Raw genomic sequence first — 15,515 nt, forward strand, 5'->3', positions numbered from 1 at the left:
TCTAGCTTATTTTTCTACATATCGAAATGGAATCTTGCTACCACAGAGCCAATTATAGACTCGATCATTGACTTGAACGTTCATAGCTTCGTGGGCATATTCTGGCATGATTAAATGCTCTTTTGGACATTCTAATCGATTATAAATGGCAAACTGCGTTTCAGGATAACAGACATCATCATCCAGCCCTGTAATCATGTGAACCTGTCCTTTGATGCGATGGGCAAAATTTTTCACATCAATATAGGCTAAAGTCTGCATCAAACGATCTTCGGTTTCGTGAAATGGATCATGGAACTTGAAATAACGGAAAAGCTCGTCATAGGCCTCGCTGGTGTTTCCAATCTCTAATACACGTCTGAAATCTGATAAGAATGGATAAATGGCTACCGTTCGTTGTATACGAGGATTCAATCCAGCAGCAACTAAAGCCAAGGCGCCACCTTGTGAGGCTCCATAGCTGGCAAGTCTGCTGTCGTCAACTTGAGGAAGGCTGGCTACAATTTCAATTAACTGGTAAAGATCTAAGTAGACATCCTTATAAAAGAGCTGATCCGGACCTTCCACGGCTCCGCGTATAATCTGTCCTTTTACCGTATTTCCAAGTGGTGAACGATCTCCGTCTGTTGAATAGCCTGACTGCCCTCTTACGTCCATAGACACAACACCATAGCCAGCTACTGTATAAGCCAGCATGTCGGACCAATCCCAACAACGGCCCATATAGCCATGAAAATGGAAAATAACGGGAACTTTTTGATCCGTTTTGGGGAGAACAACCCGCGCATAAACAAGCCCATCTCGTGTTCCTTTAAAGGTTAATTCATAACATTGAACATTTGGAATGCTGAAATCTCGTTCTTCGAGCTTGTATTCAGGCAGTTCAGTCATCTTTGCTAGGGCTTGATCCCAAAAGCTATCAAAATCATCAGGAACATCATCCCGTCCCTTGTAAACTTTCATTGTCTCTAGTAATTTAGGATCCTTCATAAAATCCTCCTTAGGTATGTGTAATCGCTACCAAAAATGTACCATATTTACTTAAGGATTGCAAGAGACAAATAAAAATTACATAACCGAAATTATGTAATTTAATTATAGATTCAAAAATAGACTTAATTGTTTCACTAGATCTGGATTAGTGGGTAAAGCTGAATGATGAGCCTTACGACCGTTTAAATTCACTTCTGTATAGGCCTGATTGTCAAAAATAGATTGTGCTGCTTGTGCGCTAGAAAGAGGGACGATGCCATCTGATTTTCCAGCAAAGCTACCGACAAAATTAAGGACTTGTACTTCTTTTCCCAGGCGATGCTTCCATTTTTGAAAATCGTCAAACATTTCTTGATTGAATTGGTAAGGACTGCCAATAATAGCCAACTTGCTGACGGTTACCTTCTTTTTCTCTAAAAAGCCACTTTCCAATAAACCAGTCAAAACCAGTCCACCATTAGAATGCCCTACTGCCTTGAACTCTGAAAAATGATAGTGATCAAGAAGGTAGGTTAGAGCTATCTTAAGGGATTCAACTTGCTGCTTGATATTGCTGTAGCCATCTCGATTGTTCTCAAAGCCAATCACAATCATCGGATTCGGCTCTTTCGTATTCAGTCTTCCTTCCATCTCTATAGACTCATCTTTGTTGACTTTTATTTTTAAAAGACTTTGCTTTTTTCTAGAAAATCGATGGAGCATGCGGATGGTTCCATTGAATCGCTGGATACTGGCTGAACTCCCAGGTACAAAGATAATCGGTCTGATCGGAGGTTTCTTCGACCCTTTTGGGAATTCAAAGGGCTTGCTGTGCGAAGAAAACAATCTTGCAAAGAAACGAATGACTTGTTGAAATAGTTTTTTTAACATGTTTCCTCTAGTAGTAGTTTCTAAAAGAACCCAGAACAGTGTGTTCCAGGCCCATATTAGAAACGATTATTTCCGTTTTTTCTTATTCTTGCGCATTTGTTTGGCCATCTTGTTCATCGCCCGTTTCATCATAAATTCGCCGGCTTTTCCTTTGAGACCACCACCAAACATTTGGCTCATATCAGGCATTCCAGCGCCTCCACCAAGAGCTGACAAGTCAGGCATGCCACCTTGTCCCATCATACCTTCGAGGGCAGACATATCAGGCATTCCACCAGGCATATTCTTCGGCATGTTATTTGGATTAAGCCCCATTTGTTTCATCATCTTGTTCATATCGCCAGAGAGGACGCCTTGCATCATCTGTTTGGCTTGGTTAAAGTCCTTGATGAATTTATTGACTTCGACAAAGCTGTTTCCTGAACCAGCAGCAATCCGACGACGACGGCTTGGATTTAATAAATCTGGATTTTCGCGTTCAGCTGGGGTCATGGATGATACGATCGCACGTTTGCGAGCAATTTCTCGTTCATCAACCTTAAGGTTCTTCATAGCTGGGTTGTTGGCCATACCTGGAAGCATCTTGAGCAGATCTTCCATTGGCCCCATGTTTTGAACTTGGTCTAACTGATCAATGAAGTCATTGAAATCGAAGGTATTTTCCCGCATCTTTTCAGCGAGTTCAAGAGAGCGTTTCTCATCGTATTCTTGAGAAGCCTTCTCGATCAGCGTCAGCATATCCCCCATACCGAGGATCCGACCAGACATACGGTCTGGGTGGAAGGTTTCGATATCAGTGATTTTTTCACCAGTACCAGTGAACTTGATTGGTTTCCCAGTAATCTGACGGACAGAAAGGGCTGCACCACCACGGGTATCCCCATCGATCTTGGTCAAAATGACCCCGGTTACTTCGAGTTGTTCATTGAACTCACGCGCCACATTGGCCGCTTCTTGACCAATCATAGCATCGACAACCAAGAGGATTTCGTTTGGCTCAGCAAGGGCTTTGACATCACGCAACTCGCCCATGAGTTTTTCGTCGATTTGCAGACGACCGGCTGTATCGATCAAGACATAGTCATTGTGGTTGGCTCTCGCTTGCTCCAAACCTTGGCGAACGATCTCTACTGCAGGGACTTCTGTACCAAGTGAGAAGACAGGGACATTGATCTGTTGACCAAGAGTCTTCAACTGGTCAATGGCTGCTGGACGATAGATATCGGCCGCAATCATCAAAGGACGTGCATTTTCTTCCTTGACCAATTTGTTGGCCAATTTACCCGCAAAGGTTGTTTTACCAGCCCCTTGAAGACCGACCATCATGATAATGGTTGGAATTTTTGGAGATTTGATAATGTCTGCTGTTTCTGAACCCAAAATCGCTGTCAATTCTTCATCGACAATCTTCACGATTTGTTGGGCAGGGTTGAGGGTTTCGATGACTTCATGACCTACAGCCCGCTCGCGAACCCGTTTGATGAAGTCTTTTACAACAGGGAGGGCAACGTCGGCCTCTAAGAGGGCTAGACGAATCTCTTTGGTCGCTTCTTGGACATCCGCTTCAGAGATTTTCCCTTTCTTACGAAGATTTTTAAAGACGTTTTGTAAACGTTCGGTTAAACTTTCAAATGCCATACTCTTTCTCCTAGTTTTTCAATTCAGTGGAAATCGTCCGAAATGTTGCAAACATTCTAGTTCTTCGGGTGTGACTTCTTTCATGATTTCATTTGGATATCCCCAACAGCTAAAACCTATTTGCATAGCTTTGGAGATATCATTGGGCGAGATAATCTGTAGTCGAGTAGGAAATACTTCCTCTGCGACTAATAGTTTGCAAGGTATTCCTTGATAAATGACGAGACTGCCCATAATCACTCCCGATTGTCAATGCTTGATAAAATTTCAACCTGCTCTTGTAGAAAAGTATCTTCCGGATAGCGTTCTAAAATCTGATCAAAAATCTGGCTGCGTACAATGTAATCGGAATACATATGGAGTTTCATTTCGTAGTCTTCCAAAATTTTTTCTGTACGTTTAATATTGTCATAGACCGCTTGACGGCTCACTCCAAACTCTTCTGCAATCTCAGCCAAGCTGTAGTCATCTGCGTAATAGAGCTCGATATAATTCATCTGCTTGTCCGTCAAGAGCGCTGCATAAAACTCAAAGAGCGCATTCATTCGGTTGGTTTTCTCAATTTCCATACCTTTCATTATATCAAAAAAGCCCGCTAAAGACTAGCGGGACTTGATTCTTTTTGAGCTTGAAATAAGAAGATTCATCATTAAAGTTTCAGTGCCAACATATTGACCGTCATCCCTGCTGCAGTTCCCATCAAGAAGATGGTATCTCCTTCCTTCACATAGCCATGATCCAGTGCATAGGCTAGGCCGAAAGGAACAGCAACTGAAACCATATTTCCATAATCGCTGACAATATTGAGATATTTATCTTTGCCAACTCCCAATTTGTCCATGACCAGTGGCAAGGCCCGGCTAGCTTGGTGGGGAATAATATAGTCTACAGCGTCTTTAGAAATGCCTGATTTCTCTTGGAATTCTTGGAACATTTCTGGAATAACACGGGCAGAAAGCAAAAGAATCTTCTTCCCTTTCATATCAAACATGAAATCAGTCTTGGTTGCTTCAGAGTACAATTTCGGATGATAAGCTGTCAAACCACCACGAATTTCAGTATCATGGGCTCCCTCAGACCAGGTACGTTGCATACTAGCAATGATTCCTTTATCTTCCTTTGTTGCTTCAAAAATAAAGGCTGCAGCTCCATCACTAAACAACTCAAAGCTTTCTTTTTGTTTGGGATTAAGCCCTAGGCTTCCTACTTCACTAGATACAATCAGAACCCGACGGTATTCTCCACCTTCAATCAGATAGGAAACAGTGCTTAAAGCTGATACAAAACTGGTACAGGTGGTGTTGATATCCATAGCAGGAATCGTCAGTCCCTTGGCCACGCGCTCATGGATCAGAGCTGCTGTACAAGGGATGGGCTGAACGCCAACCGCACTAGCCGAAACCAGGCAGTCGATGTCTGTCATCTTAAGGCCCGCATGATTTAAAGTCGCTTCAATCGCACGCGCTGCAAGATCAATCTGTGTTTCTTCTCCTTCTTTCACGCGGTAACGAGTCTGGTCTTTGAAAGTTACGGTATGAGCTGGAAGCGCTGTTCCATAGCCTTTAATTTGCAAATGTCTTTTTACAGTAGTCATAGGATTCTCCTTTTATTGAAGTCGTTGAACACGTTTTAATTTACGTGTGGGGTCCCATTGGTAATCGATAAATTGAATACTTGGGAGAATGAATTGTTTTTGCTGAGCTAAGAGTTCAAATTGAGCAAAGATCGCTTGCTCCATAGACTCTGTCCGGTGACTCAAGGCAATGGTAATGGATCCATCTGCCAACTGAGTTACTTGATAGTCCTGAATATTTTCGACAAAGAGAATGCACCGTCGAATAAAATCCGGATAGATTATCTGGCTACTGCCATCTTCTTTATTGAAATAGAAGATATCGTCCGATCGTCCTTCGATCTTTGCGATTCGAGTAAAGACGGAACCACAAGGGCAAGGAGACTTTTCTTCCACCAAAATATCATTGAGGCGGTAGCGATAGATAGGTTGACTGGTTCGTTTGAAATCCGTAATAATCGGATAAAAGCGGCTATCATCAAGATACTCTTTTTCGACAGACAAAATATCTTCGTTGAGATGTAGATTGCCTTCTGAACAGGTACAAGCTAAAAATCCCTCTGTCGCTTGATAGACCTGATCAACCTTGTCTAGTTGAAAAGCTTTGGCGATGGTCTGTGCATCTCGATCTTCTAGGATCTCTGCGACAGAAACAACCTTGACAGGTTGAATCGCAAGTTGCTGATTGCTGACATAGTTGGCTAACTCAATCAAGGTTGAAGCTGGTGCGACCACAATGGTTGGTTGATAGTCTTTGAGACGCTCTAAATGCTCCTTGCTATCCTTGAAAATATCAAAATATTCCAAGCGAATAAGGCCTGAATTAATGGTTTGATAAAGTTCATTGTCCGCTCGTAAGAAAAAGGCAATGCGATGACCAAACAGTTTTCCTTTCGGTAGCATCTTGGCTAAGATCGCTGCAGCCCACATGCTTCTTTCTTTTTCTGTGGTGACAAAAACTCCTCGGTGGCCTGAAGTCCCAGAAGACAAGCCTACTGCTACTTCTCCATTCATCTCAGTAAAATCTCGCGTCTGTTCTCCGCGAATCGCCATTTCTAAAGCCTGATCTCGATCCACCCCTAGGGTATTGAGTTCATTGAAATGTGTCATCATAAACGATTTATCCATCGTTCCAAAGGATTCGGGAGAATGGGTTTGAAAATAGGGAGATTGAGAAGTGATAAATGCATGGTAGCGTGCCAATTGCTTATCTTGGTATCGCTTCAAGGCCTCTTTTGAACGGAATCGGTGGCACCATCTGGTTTCAATAAAGGTTTTCAGAAAGACTGTTTTTTTCATTTAAAATCCTTTCAATCCGATCTTGCGGGTCGTGGCTGACAACAACTTGAATACCATCTTGTAAGAGTGTTTCCAGCAAATCAGCTCCTTTAAGATAAGCCTTCTTATCATCCTGAACCAAGGATGGAATGAGACGCATTTGCCCTGTGTAAGGCAAGAGGTCTACTCCCCAAGAAAGATCTGCTCCAATAAAGAGCTTGAGCTCATCCAGATAAAGACAGCCTTGCCCTCTCGCATGCCCATGGATGGACGAAACAAGAATGCTCCCATCCCCAAAAAGATCCGCAGTCGGGCGGTAAGGGAAAGCAGGATGCCTTTGATTTGCTTTGAGATAAGTCACCCGATCCTTGAAATCAGCTGGCAAAAACTCTTTAAAAATTAGATCTTTAAATTTCGGTTTTTGGTACACCTCATAGACTTCCTGGGTAACAAAGAAATGAGCATTTGGAAAAAGGGCTGCTCCACCGAGATGATCAGGGTGCAAATGAGAAAGAATCACATAAGTAATTTCTGCTGGATCAATCCCACGCTCTTGCAATAAATAATCGATCTGGTCTTCTTTTTTCATCTGCATTGGGGTGGCTAGACGGTACCAGAAATACCGTGCTTTTTTCTTAATCTCGTAGTGATAGCCGGTATCGTACAAAATATAGCCTTTTTCACGATGATGAATCAAAAAGACACCTGCTGGAAATTGCATTTTTTCATTCGGAATCCCTTTAAATAAGAGACCAGAATGACTGCTACAATAGCCTGCTGGAAAATAATCAATGCGCTTGATCATGTTGGACATAGTTGTCAATCCCTTCTTCAATGGTCATTTTTGGATAGTAGCCAAGTTCGGTTTGGGCCTTTTGAATATCGAGAGTTTGGCTATATCGAAGGAGATAATAGGTATAGCGAGTCAAGGGGGGTTCAGCTTTCAGATGAAAGAATCGATACCCCCCTTCAAGGCTATAAGCCACACCTGCTACTAGACCTGCTGGAATTTTCCGATAGCGAATCGGCTCTCCCAATCCCTTTAGTGTGGTTTCGATCAAATACTTAAAGGTCTTTGGTTCCCCATTTGTAATATTATATACTTGTCCGTGAGCTTCTTTTGCTTCCAGAGCCAAGCGAATAGCTAGGGCGACATTTTCCACACAGGTCATATCCATGAGCTGCTCTCCCCCTCGAATCAAAGGAATTCCAATTTTTCGACTGAGGCGTAAGACACGAGGCAAAATGCTGGTATCCCCCACACCAAATAATCCTCTAGGACGCAAGATGATACTTGGCACATCTGGATAATCAGAAAAAAGTTTTTCAGATGCCAATTTGCTTCGGATGTAATTGTTGAGGTGATTTTCTTTTGGAGCATCACTTTCCTTGATGTTTAATTGATCTTTTCCAGCTGCGTAAATACTAGGAGAAGAAACATAAACCAAGCGTTTTACCGCATATTCACGGCACAAGTCAAGGACATTTTGAGTACCAACTACATTCGCCTGATAGAAGGCCTTCCAAGGTCCCCAGGCAGTGGATAAAGCTCCAGCGTGAACCACAGCATCAACAGACTGAAAGGCTTGTTTTAATTCCTCAATAGAGCTCAAATCCCCTTTCACAAATTGGACGCGCTCATTTTCCAGGGCCTTCCCAATTTTTTCATTTCGGCCAAAGGCTACAATGGAATAATCGTGAGCCAACAACTCATCGATCACGTATTTTCCAAGGAAGCCAGTCGCACCTGTTACAAGAATTTTCATAGTTTCCCATCCGTTCCACGTCTTAATAATCGTTGAATCTCAAACTCCAAGGTATCCAACGGCTTGTAGGTTTTTGAAAGTTTGTTTAGTCTTTCTAACTTTTCCCAAGATTCTTTTTCTAATAGGGCATTAAAACCTGCTTGAATCTCTTCGGTGCGATTACGATGTGCTTGAAAAGCAATTCCTGCTTCTACTCCTCGAATCGCATAGTCAAATTGGTCATAATCATGTGGCAAGATCAAGGCTGGTTTTTTAAATTCGATACATTGATAAAAGATTCCAGCTCCTCCATGATGAATGACATAGTCCATCTGCGGAATATGTTCTTTGTAGGGCAGATATGAGGCAACCGTCACATTTGGTGCTACTTCTTCTTCAGAAAAGTCTTTTGCCCCATCACCTAAGGTGACGAAAAAGTGACATTCTGGATGCTCTTTGGCCAAATGCTTGGTTTGTTCTAGCAAATTCTCCTTTGCCCAAGGCAACTGGGTTCCACATGTCACGAGTACCTTCGTCTTGTCGTCGTAAGGACGGAGATCTAAAGGATAATCTTCAGCTTTTTCAAGAGAAGTCCCCAAAGGGCCAAGCCAGGCATATTGATGAGGGAAGTGTGTCTTCAACTCTAGCTCCATCATCCCAATTCCAAAGATGGCATAAGGAGAGTAGATGGTCTCCACTCCATTTTGATTGTACAACTTGAAATTGTAACGTTTTAAGCGTTTGCGTAAGAGGAAAGCCCCACAGTATTTTCCAATGCGCGTGAGTTTACGGCATAGTGCTTGGATCTTCTCTTCCTTCTTCGTGCGCGCGACTCCCATCCCTCCGAAGAAGCAAGGAGGACCATAAGGAGTTTCGATTGCAAATTGTGTTGCCATGGTGGTAATCCAAGGAATTTCTAACTCTTCTGCCACAAAGCCTGCTGATAGAGTGATAAAGTCAGCAATGACAATATCTGGACGGTTGACACGCCACTCCTCTAGCAATTGATCCGATACATGATTAATCAAATCAAGACTCCTAGACAATTGCCGATAAGCTGAAAAGAGATTGTGTTTTTTATCGTTATTAGCCACACGTTCAAATACTTCTACTTTGTCCTCTAGAATCGGAACGACCGTGAAGCCGAGACTTTCTGCGACGGCTTTTTTCTGAGGACCCGTGAAAACTCGGATTTCCATAGTTGGATCATCTAATAAGGGTTTAACGAGATTTAAAGTTGGGTACAGATGCCCACTCAAGGGAACAGCTACCACATCGATTTTAATTTTTTTCATTTTTTCCTGCCTTATATCTTTTTTTAGATCTAAAACTAGCTTCTATCTATTAATTCGTAAAAAAAATCAAAAATTGAAGAAAAAATAAAAATTTTCAATGTTGCCTTTACTATCACTATTTAGAAAGAATGATTTCAACCTAAAAAAAGCTCCCAAATGCCAAAGAGAGTGAGCCTCTCACACATTTGAAGAGTTTTCTATTTTTACGATTTGCGAGCTTAGTTATTTTCTAAATAAAATTCGAACCGCTCGCCGACATACTGACTTTTTACATACTCAAAAGCCGTCCCATCTTCAAAATAAGAAACCTGTGTCAGACCTAAAATAGCCTGGCCTTTTGAAATCTGTAAATAGTCCGCAATCTTATCCTTGGCCAATCGCGCATAGATGGTCTGGTGCGACTTTCCAATCTTATAACCATGACGCTCCAAGGTTTGGAAGAAATGACTAGTAACCTCTTCTCGATTGAAATTCTTAATAAATTTCTCTGGAATAGAGGCTACTTCATAAACAACAGGTATCCCATCAGCATACCGGACCCGTTCCATCCGAATGATGGTCTCTGTCTTATCAATGCCCAATTTATCCACTTCTTGGAGGCTAGGAATGGTTTTCCGGTAAGAAATCACTTGGCTAGAAGGTTCCTTGCCTTGCGATTTCATAATCTCTGTAAAACTGGTTGTGCCCCGCATTTTTTCTTGAACGCGCGTGCTGGTAATAAAGGTGCCACTTCCTACTCGTCTTTCAAGCACTCCTTCTTCAACCAGAAGGGTAATAGCCTGCCTAAGCGTCATCCGACTCACCTGAAATTTCTCAGCCAGATCGCGTTCGCTAGGAAGGCGCTCCCCGATTTCCCATATTTTTTGATCAATCTCAGACTTAATCTGATCATGAATTTGAATGTAAGCTGGAATCATAACTTTGCTCTTTCTCTGTGTTATCTCTATTGTAGCGTAAAATTCCTAATTCTTCAATCAGAGATTGGTAAAGACAAGGCTTTTGTGTTAGAATAGAGAAAAGTAAATTTCTTTAAGAAGGGGATAAGATGACAAACCTATCAACTGATTTGCATGATGTTGAAAAAATCATCGTGCTTGACTACGGTAGCCAATACAATCAGCTTATTTCACGTCGGATTCGTGAAATTGGTGTCTTCTCAGAGTTGAAGAGCCACAAGATTTCTGCTGATGAAGTTCGTGCAATCAATCCAGTTGGGATCGTTCTTTCAGGCGGACCAAACTCTGTATACGAGGAAGGTTCTTTTGATATCGATCCTGAGATTTTTGAACTCGGTATTCCAATCCTTGGAATCTGTTACGGGATGCAATTGTTGACCCATAAATTGGGTGGGAAGGTCGTTCCTGCAGGTGATGCTGGTAACCGCGAATATGGTCAATCTGAACTGACTTTGACAGAATCTTCTGCTCTTTTTGCTGGCACACCAGACAAACAATTGGTCTTGATGAGCCACGGGGATGCTGTTACAGAAATTCCGGCTGACTTTATCCGCACTGGTACTTCTGCTGACTGTCCATTTGCATCCATTGAAAATCCAGACAAGAAAATTTACGGAATCCAATTCCACCCTGAGGTTCGTCACTCTGTTCACGGTTATGATATCTTGCGTAACTTTGCCTTGAACATCTGTGGGGCTAAAGGTGACTGGACCATGGACAACTTCATTGATATGCAGATCAAAAAAATCCGTGAAACCGTCGGAGACAAACGTGTCCTTCTTGGTCTTTCAGGTGGTGTTGACTCTTCTGTTGTTGGAGTTCTCCTTCAAAAAGCTATCGGCGATCAATTGATCTGTATCTTTGTAGACCACGGTCTTCTTCGTAAAGGAGAAGCTGACCAAGTGATGGATATGCTTGGTGGTAAGTTTGGTTTGAACATCGTCAAAGCAGACGCTGCAAAACGTTTCCTTGATAAGTTAGCTGGTGTGTCTGATCCTGAGAAAAAACGGAAGATCATTGGTAATGAGTTTGTATATGTCTTTGATGACGAAGCAAGTAAACTCAAAGATGTGAAATTCTTGGCACAAGGAACTCTCTACACTGACGTGATCGAGTCTGGTACGGATACTGCTCAAACTATCAAGTCTCACCACAATGTGGGTGGACTTCCAGAAGACATGCAGTTTGAACTCATCGAACCACTGAACACTCTTTACAAGGATGAAGTTCGTGCTCTTGGTACTGAACTTGGTATGCCAGACCACATCGTATGGCGCCAACCATTCCCAGGACCAGGTCTTGCTATCCGTGTCATGGGTGAAATCACTGAAGAAAAACTTGAAACAGTCCGTGAATCAGACGCTATCCTCCGTGAAGAAATCGCCAAGGCTGGTCTTGATCGCGATATCTGGCAATACTTCACTGTCAACACAGGCGTTCGTTCAGTAGGTGTTATGGGTGACGGCCGTACCTACGACTATACGATTGCCATTCGTGCTATCACTTCTATCGACGGAATGACAGCTGACTTTGCGAAGATTCCATGGGAAGTCCTCCAAAAAATCTCAGTCCGTATCGTAAATGAAGTTGACCACGTCAATCGCATCGTCTACGATATCACAAGTAAACCACCTGCAACTGTAGAGTGGGAATAAAAAAAGGTCCGGGGGACCTTTTTTTCACGAGCCAAGGAATAGAAAAGCGAGGTTAAAGGTCCAGTGGACATTGATTCACGAGCTTAAAAATAGCAAAGCCTTATATAATAAAAGATCTTGAAATGATTATGATTTCAAGATCTTTTATTAACTTAATCGGGTTCTACTTCATTATCTCGATTTGTTGGTAAGATCATAAATAGAAGCATGAAAAACCAACCTACGTAGGGAATAAGCCCAACAAGAAGATATAACCAATGTAATCCTGCATCTCTTAGACGCCGAACGGAAAGGGTTAATGAAGGTAGGAAAATTACGAGGCCAAATACAGAATAAAGCGGGCGCAACGAATAAATCATTTGATAAGCAGACACATCATTAGGATCGATTTGAAGTTGTATTAAAGCGTAAAACAATGGCATTGTAATAAGCAAATGAATGAAGTGTGGCCACCAGTATTCAGATACTGTTGAGTAACCGGTAAAATCTGCATAGCCTTCCCAAAATTTTTTATAAGCTTTTAACATAAGTCCTCCTTTAATTTGCTTTTCAAAGTATACTATCTTTTTAAATTCTTTGCAACTCTTCTCTTCTACGCAGCAACTATTTTCAAAAAAACTTCAAGCAGCTAAACACACAAAAAGCACTCTGACATCTTGTCAGGAGTGCTTTCCTGCTATTTTTAGCCAACTAAACCACTAAAGAATTTGACAATGGCATTCCAGATGGCGCCGAAGAAGCCGGCAATGGCATTCCACGCATTTGTGAAGAAGTTTCCACTGTCTTTTAAAATGGCATTGGTATCAAAATTCAGATTGATATTGTTAAAGGTATCGCCTGCCTTGTCTACGATACTATCTTTCAGATCCGACAAGGTCTTCGTAAAGCTTTTGCTACTGATGACGCTACTCTTTGAAAGATTCACTGCGAAATTCACGATCAAATTGATCTGGTTACCTGTCACAGTTGTATCCAGCTTATAATTTTTCAGGGTTTCTTCGACGATCTTTCGAATATCATCTTTGCTTAAATCCTGATTGTTCTGTTTGGCATTGGCTACTGCCGTTTTTATGTCGGTCAATGCTACGTTTAACTTATCCGCATCGAAGTTTTTCTTACCAGCGTTTTCTTCATTGATCCCGGATAAAGTCTTTAACTCTTCTTGGGCCAGATCTTTGCTTTCTTGAGAAACTTTGGCACCATTTTTCTCAAGCGAGTAATAGATCCCAGCCAAGGCACTTTCTCCGGTCACTTGGATAGGGGAAGCTACTGTAATTTGAGCATGCTCCAATCCAAGTGTAACGGCTGCATTACGATACATATCTGCAGTGACCTTGGTGATATTTTGAGGTGTCACGATATTCACTTCTAGTGGCTTATTTTTGCCTAATTTTTGAATTTTAACAGAGGAATAAAGTTCCAAACTATCATCGTTGGCAACGTTCATAATCGAAGAATAAACCTCTGGTGTCATGGTCTTCCACTCTTCTTTATCTTTTGAACTATCGTAGTTCAAGAGACTCAAGGTTTGTTCGATTTGACTTTGGTCCAGCGAATAACCCAAAACATAGTCTGGTTTGACATAGGTTTCGTCGATGACTTTCTGCACATTGCTATCTGCAGAAACCCGAGGGACAGCGGTAAACAAGGCTAAAGTCGTCGTTACAAACAATGCAATCTTCTTTAATTTCATCTTTTTCTTCTTTCTAATTCAAATCAAATCTGGAATCTCTTATTACTTTTCTCACCTCACTAGGGATGAAAAAAGAAGTAAATAAAGAGTTTACCCACTTCGATTTTCATTATACAGTTGATTTCTTAAAACTAGCTTACAGTTTTTTTAAGAATGCATGACATTTTTATTTTCCCTAAAAATCGGAGGCAGAATTGATCAACTTTAAAAAGAGCCAATCGGCTCTCTGGAAAATGATTAAAACCATGAAAATAACTTCATAATCGTCATATTGGTTTCTACTAAACGGGAATAATAAATATTACCCCCATTAATGTAGAGTTCCATCCCGTTTAAAAGAGAGATAGGGTGGAGGTAAAGATAAGTTTCACCGGTTACATTGCCAAGACTTGGCGCTACTACATCCCGTGAATAAGCCCGGGCCAACTCTAGGGAATTTGTTCCACCGTGTTTTGCGACGTAATCGATGTAGTCTTTCCCAAAATTATAGGCTTGAACCGCAGTCCAGCTATCAACGCCTTTTTTCTTTGCTTCTTTTAACTCATCCGAAAGAGTTTGAATTCCTTGGCGAATACTGGCCTTATTATCACTAATAGTATTGGTCTCACCACTTGCACTCTCACTCGCCTGCATGACATCGTCTTCTCTGCCTTTGGTCTCCGTATAGATCATAGCAAGAATGAGGTTTTCATTGGCCGTGGTGTCCTCTTCAGCAAGGACTTCTCTAACCAGGGAGCGGTACTGCATGACTTGTTTGACATCATGGTGGATCTGAATTCCCTTGTAGATTCCAAATATTAGTAAGATGAATAAGAAGATCTTCACTATACGTTTAATCATTATTTACTCTGTATATCCTCAATATTTTTGATCAAAATAGAATAGGTTCCGTTCTCGTTTAGAATAAATTCAACAGATTCTGCATCTTCATAGACATTATTCGGAACGATTAGTTCAATTCCATTTGACAATGACAATTTCTGATTTTCGAACTTCTTCAACTGGCGACTTGCATCAATTTCTTCAAAGGTGACAGGCTCAGGTACAGCTTCTTTGACTTGGTCAATAAAACTAAGGCGAGCTGTCAAATTGTCGTCGAAGAGATCATCCGCCAATTTCTCTGGAGAGAGTTTATTTTCTTCCTCAATATGGTTAAAAATAGCAGATTTAACCTTTGATTGAAATTGAAAATCATCTGTGTTAAAGCTTTCCGCAATCTTTTGGGCTGTTTTTTCCAGTGCCTTGATCGATTTTTTAGGAGAGATCTTGGGTTGCGCCTGCAACAGATTCTCAGAAAAATAGTTCAAGAAAGTCCCGTTGTACTTGATCCGTTTTTCAATCAAATGGTATTTGCGGCTTTGAAGATTGATGACCAAAGCTTCATCTGCACCAGTCCCAAAACCAGGTAGATTATTTTGCGTCAACTTAATCGGATTGTCCACTTCACCGCCAAGATGCGTCAAGGTTTCCCGTAAGGCGATCCGAAGAAAGGCAAAATGGTCCACCCCTTCTTTTGAGAATTGAATGAACACCAAATCGTTGGTCTTTTGATTCTCAGAGACGACAAATTCTTCCTTCCAGCGATTCGCTACTGCTACCGAAGTTTCTAATAGGTCATCTGAAATCATCTCAAGAAAAGGATTGTCCTCTTCGAAAATACCGGTCCTGGCTTCATCGGAATAGACCCGTTCAATCTTCCTACGCAAGTATTCCTCGATTTTAGGCGTGATATTGAGAAATTTATCTGCCAGATAGAGATCGGTATCGTCTGGGCTAAATTGATGAATGATGGATTTTTTTATGTAAATATCCATAAGAT

General features: G+C 41.5%; 16 protein-coding genes. 1 reads left to right on the plus strand and 15 read right to left on the minus strand.

Features of this window, described 5'->3' with window-relative positions:
* Positions 1-6 precede the first annotated feature (6 nt).
* From NML76_RS01350 to NML76_RS01400, 11 genes are all read right to left on the minus strand, one after another.
* On the minus strand, positions 7-990 hold the full coding sequence (locus NML76_RS01350) for an acetylxylan esterase (RefSeq protein ID WP_070674146.1): 984 nt from the start codon (positions 988-990) through the stop codon (positions 7-9).
* A gap of 105 nt (positions 991-1,095) precedes the next feature.
* The gene (locus tag NML76_RS01355) at positions 1,096-1,863 is read right to left on the minus strand and encodes an alpha/beta hydrolase (RefSeq protein WP_070665792.1); all 768 of its coding nucleotides are present in this window, start codon (positions 1,861-1,863) and stop codon (positions 1,096-1,098) included.
* Between the two features lie 66 nt (positions 1,864-1,929).
* Entirely contained in the window at positions 1,930-3,501 is a 1,572-nt protein-coding gene (ffh, locus tag NML76_RS01360; protein WP_009731038.1) for a signal recognition particle protein, read from the minus strand.
* 18 nt (positions 3,502-3,519) lie between these two features.
* Positions 3,520-3,735, minus strand: coding sequence for a hypothetical protein (locus NML76_RS01365; RefSeq protein ID WP_037606554.1), 216 nt, complete (start codon positions 3,733-3,735; stop codon positions 3,520-3,522).
* A gap of 2 nt (positions 3,736-3,737) precedes the next feature.
* Positions 3,738-4,070 carry a putative DNA-binding protein gene (locus NML76_RS01370; protein WP_003001435.1) on the minus strand — a complete coding sequence of 111 codons (333 nt, stop codon included), beginning with the start codon at positions 4,068-4,070 and terminating at the stop codon, positions 3,738-3,740.
* A gap of 80 nt (positions 4,071-4,150) precedes the next feature.
* Positions 4,151-5,095, minus strand: coding sequence for a 3-oxoacyl-[acyl-carrier-protein] synthase III C-terminal domain-containing protein (locus tag NML76_RS01375; protein WP_254732499.1), 945 nt, complete (start codon positions 5,093-5,095; stop codon positions 4,151-4,153).
* A 12-nt stretch (positions 5,096-5,107) separates the two neighbouring features.
* A complete protein-coding gene (locus NML76_RS01380; protein WP_070674138.1) occupies positions 5,108-6,373 on the minus strand; it encodes a F390 synthetase-related protein in 1,266 nt (421 codons plus the stop codon).
* Positions 6,339-7,166, minus strand: coding sequence for an MBL fold metallo-hydrolase (locus NML76_RS01385; RefSeq protein WP_254732500.1), 828 nt, complete (start codon positions 7,164-7,166; stop codon positions 6,339-6,341). Before NML76_RS01385 ends, NML76_RS01380 begins: the two co-directional genes overlap by 35 nt.
* Positions 7,141-8,118 carry an NAD(P)-dependent oxidoreductase gene (locus NML76_RS01390; protein ID WP_254732501.1) on the minus strand — a complete coding sequence of 326 codons (978 nt, stop codon included), beginning with the start codon at positions 8,116-8,118 and terminating at the stop codon, positions 7,141-7,143. The genes NML76_RS01385 and NML76_RS01390 overlap by 26 nt, the downstream gene beginning before the upstream one ends.
* The gene (locus NML76_RS01395) at positions 8,115-9,392 is read right to left on the minus strand and encodes a glycosyltransferase (protein ID WP_254732502.1); all 1,278 of its coding nucleotides are present in this window, start codon (positions 9,390-9,392) and stop codon (positions 8,115-8,117) included. The genes NML76_RS01390 and NML76_RS01395 overlap by 4 nt, the downstream gene beginning before the upstream one ends.
* Before the next feature lie 218 nt (positions 9,393-9,610).
* Entirely contained in the window at positions 9,611-10,309 is a 699-nt protein-coding gene (locus NML76_RS01400) for a GntR family transcriptional regulator (protein ID WP_254732503.1), read from the minus strand.
* 128 nt (positions 10,310-10,437) lie between these two features.
* Between NML76_RS01400 and guaA the strand changes: the two genes are divergently transcribed.
* Positions 10,438-12,003, plus strand: coding sequence for a glutamine-hydrolyzing GMP synthase (gene guaA / locus NML76_RS01405; RefSeq protein ID WP_003012033.1), 1,566 nt, complete (start codon positions 10,438-10,440; stop codon positions 12,001-12,003).
* Positions 12,004-12,155: 152 nt separating this feature from the next.
* Here guaA and NML76_RS01410 read toward each other — a convergent pair whose 3' ends face one another.
* The 4 genes from NML76_RS01410 to NML76_RS01425 all read right to left on the minus strand — a co-directional run bounded on the left by NML76_RS01410 (position 12,156) and on the right by NML76_RS01425 (position 15,510).
* On the minus strand, positions 12,156-12,530 hold the full coding sequence (locus tag NML76_RS01410) for a DUF805 domain-containing protein (protein ID WP_254732504.1): 375 nt from the start codon (positions 12,528-12,530) through the stop codon (positions 12,156-12,158).
* Positions 12,531-12,685: 155 nt separating this feature from the next.
* A complete protein-coding gene (locus NML76_RS01415) occupies positions 12,686-13,696 on the minus strand; it encodes a DUF1002 domain-containing protein (protein ID WP_129824881.1) in 1,011 nt (336 codons plus the stop codon).
* 237 nt (positions 13,697-13,933) lie between these two features.
* Positions 13,934-14,536 (minus strand): lysozyme family protein, encoded by a 603-nt coding sequence (locus NML76_RS01420; protein ID WP_003007284.1) that lies wholly within the window; start codon positions 14,534-14,536, stop codon positions 13,934-13,936.
* Positions 14,536-15,510: a nucleoid-associated protein gene (locus NML76_RS01425; RefSeq protein WP_254732505.1), complete on the minus strand. Its 975-nt coding sequence runs from the start codon at positions 15,508-15,510 to the stop codon at positions 14,536-14,538. The genes NML76_RS01420 and NML76_RS01425 overlap by 1 nt, the downstream gene beginning before the upstream one ends.
* Positions 15,511-15,515 lie beyond the last annotated feature (5 nt).

Source organism: Streptococcus sp. CF8_Ac1-9 (assembly GCF_024295565.1).
GTDB lineage: Bacteria > Bacillota > Bacilli > Lactobacillales > Streptococcaceae > Streptococcus > Streptococcus parasanguinis_X.

Bases quoted from the DNA above. Each gene is read 5' to 3' on its own strand.
- NML76_RS01355 (WP_070665792.1), bottom strand. From the start codon at position 1,863: ATGTTAAAAAAACTATTTCAACAAGTCATTCGTTTCTTTGCAAGATTG.
- ffh (WP_009731038.1), bottom strand. From the start codon at position 3,501: ATGGCATTTGAAAGTTTAACCGAACGTTTACAAAACGTCTTTAAAAAT.
- NML76_RS01395 (WP_254732502.1), bottom strand. From the start codon at position 9,392: ATGAAAAAAATTAAAATCGATGTGGTAGCTGTTCCCTTGAGTGGGCAT.
- NML76_RS01375 (WP_254732499.1), bottom strand. From the start codon at position 5,095: ATGACTACTGTAAAAAGACATTTGCAAATTAAAGGCTATGGAACAGCG.
- guaA (WP_003012033.1), top strand. From the start codon at position 10,438: ATGACAAACCTATCAACTGATTTGCATGATGTTGAAAAAATCATCGTG.
- NML76_RS01410 (WP_254732504.1), bottom strand. From the start codon at position 12,530: ATGTTAAAAGCTTATAAAAAATTTTGGGAAGGCTATGCAGATTTTACC.
- NML76_RS01370 (WP_003001435.1), bottom strand. From the start codon at position 4,070: ATGGAAATTGAGAAAACCAACCGAATGAATGCGCTCTTTGAGTTTTAT.
- NML76_RS01425 (WP_254732505.1), bottom strand. From the start codon at position 15,510: ATGGATATTTACATAAAAAAATCCATCATTCATCAATTTAGCCCAGAC.
- NML76_RS01365 (WP_037606554.1), bottom strand. From the start codon at position 3,735: ATGGGCAGTCTCGTCATTTATCAAGGAATACCTTGCAAACTATTAGTC.
- NML76_RS01400 (WP_254732503.1), bottom strand. From the start codon at position 10,309: ATGATTCCAGCTTACATTCAAATTCATGATCAGATTAAGTCTGAGATT.
- NML76_RS01420 (WP_003007284.1), bottom strand. From the start codon at position 14,536: ATGATTAAACGTATAGTGAAGATCTTCTTATTCATCTTACTAATATTT.
- NML76_RS01385 (WP_254732500.1), bottom strand. From the start codon at position 7,166: ATGTCCAACATGATCAAGCGCATTGATTATTTTCCAGCAGGCTATTGT.
- NML76_RS01415 (WP_129824881.1), bottom strand. From the start codon at position 13,696: ATGAAATTAAAGAAGATTGCATTGTTTGTAACGACGACTTTAGCCTTG.
- NML76_RS01390 (WP_254732501.1), bottom strand. From the start codon at position 8,118: ATGAAAATTCTTGTAACAGGTGCGACTGGCTTCCTTGGAAAATACGTG.
- NML76_RS01350 (WP_070674146.1), bottom strand. From the start codon at position 990: ATGAAGGATCCTAAATTACTAGAGACAATGAAAGTTTACAAGGGACGG.
- NML76_RS01380 (WP_070674138.1), bottom strand. From the start codon at position 6,373: ATGAAAAAAACAGTCTTTCTGAAAACCTTTATTGAAACCAGATGGTGC.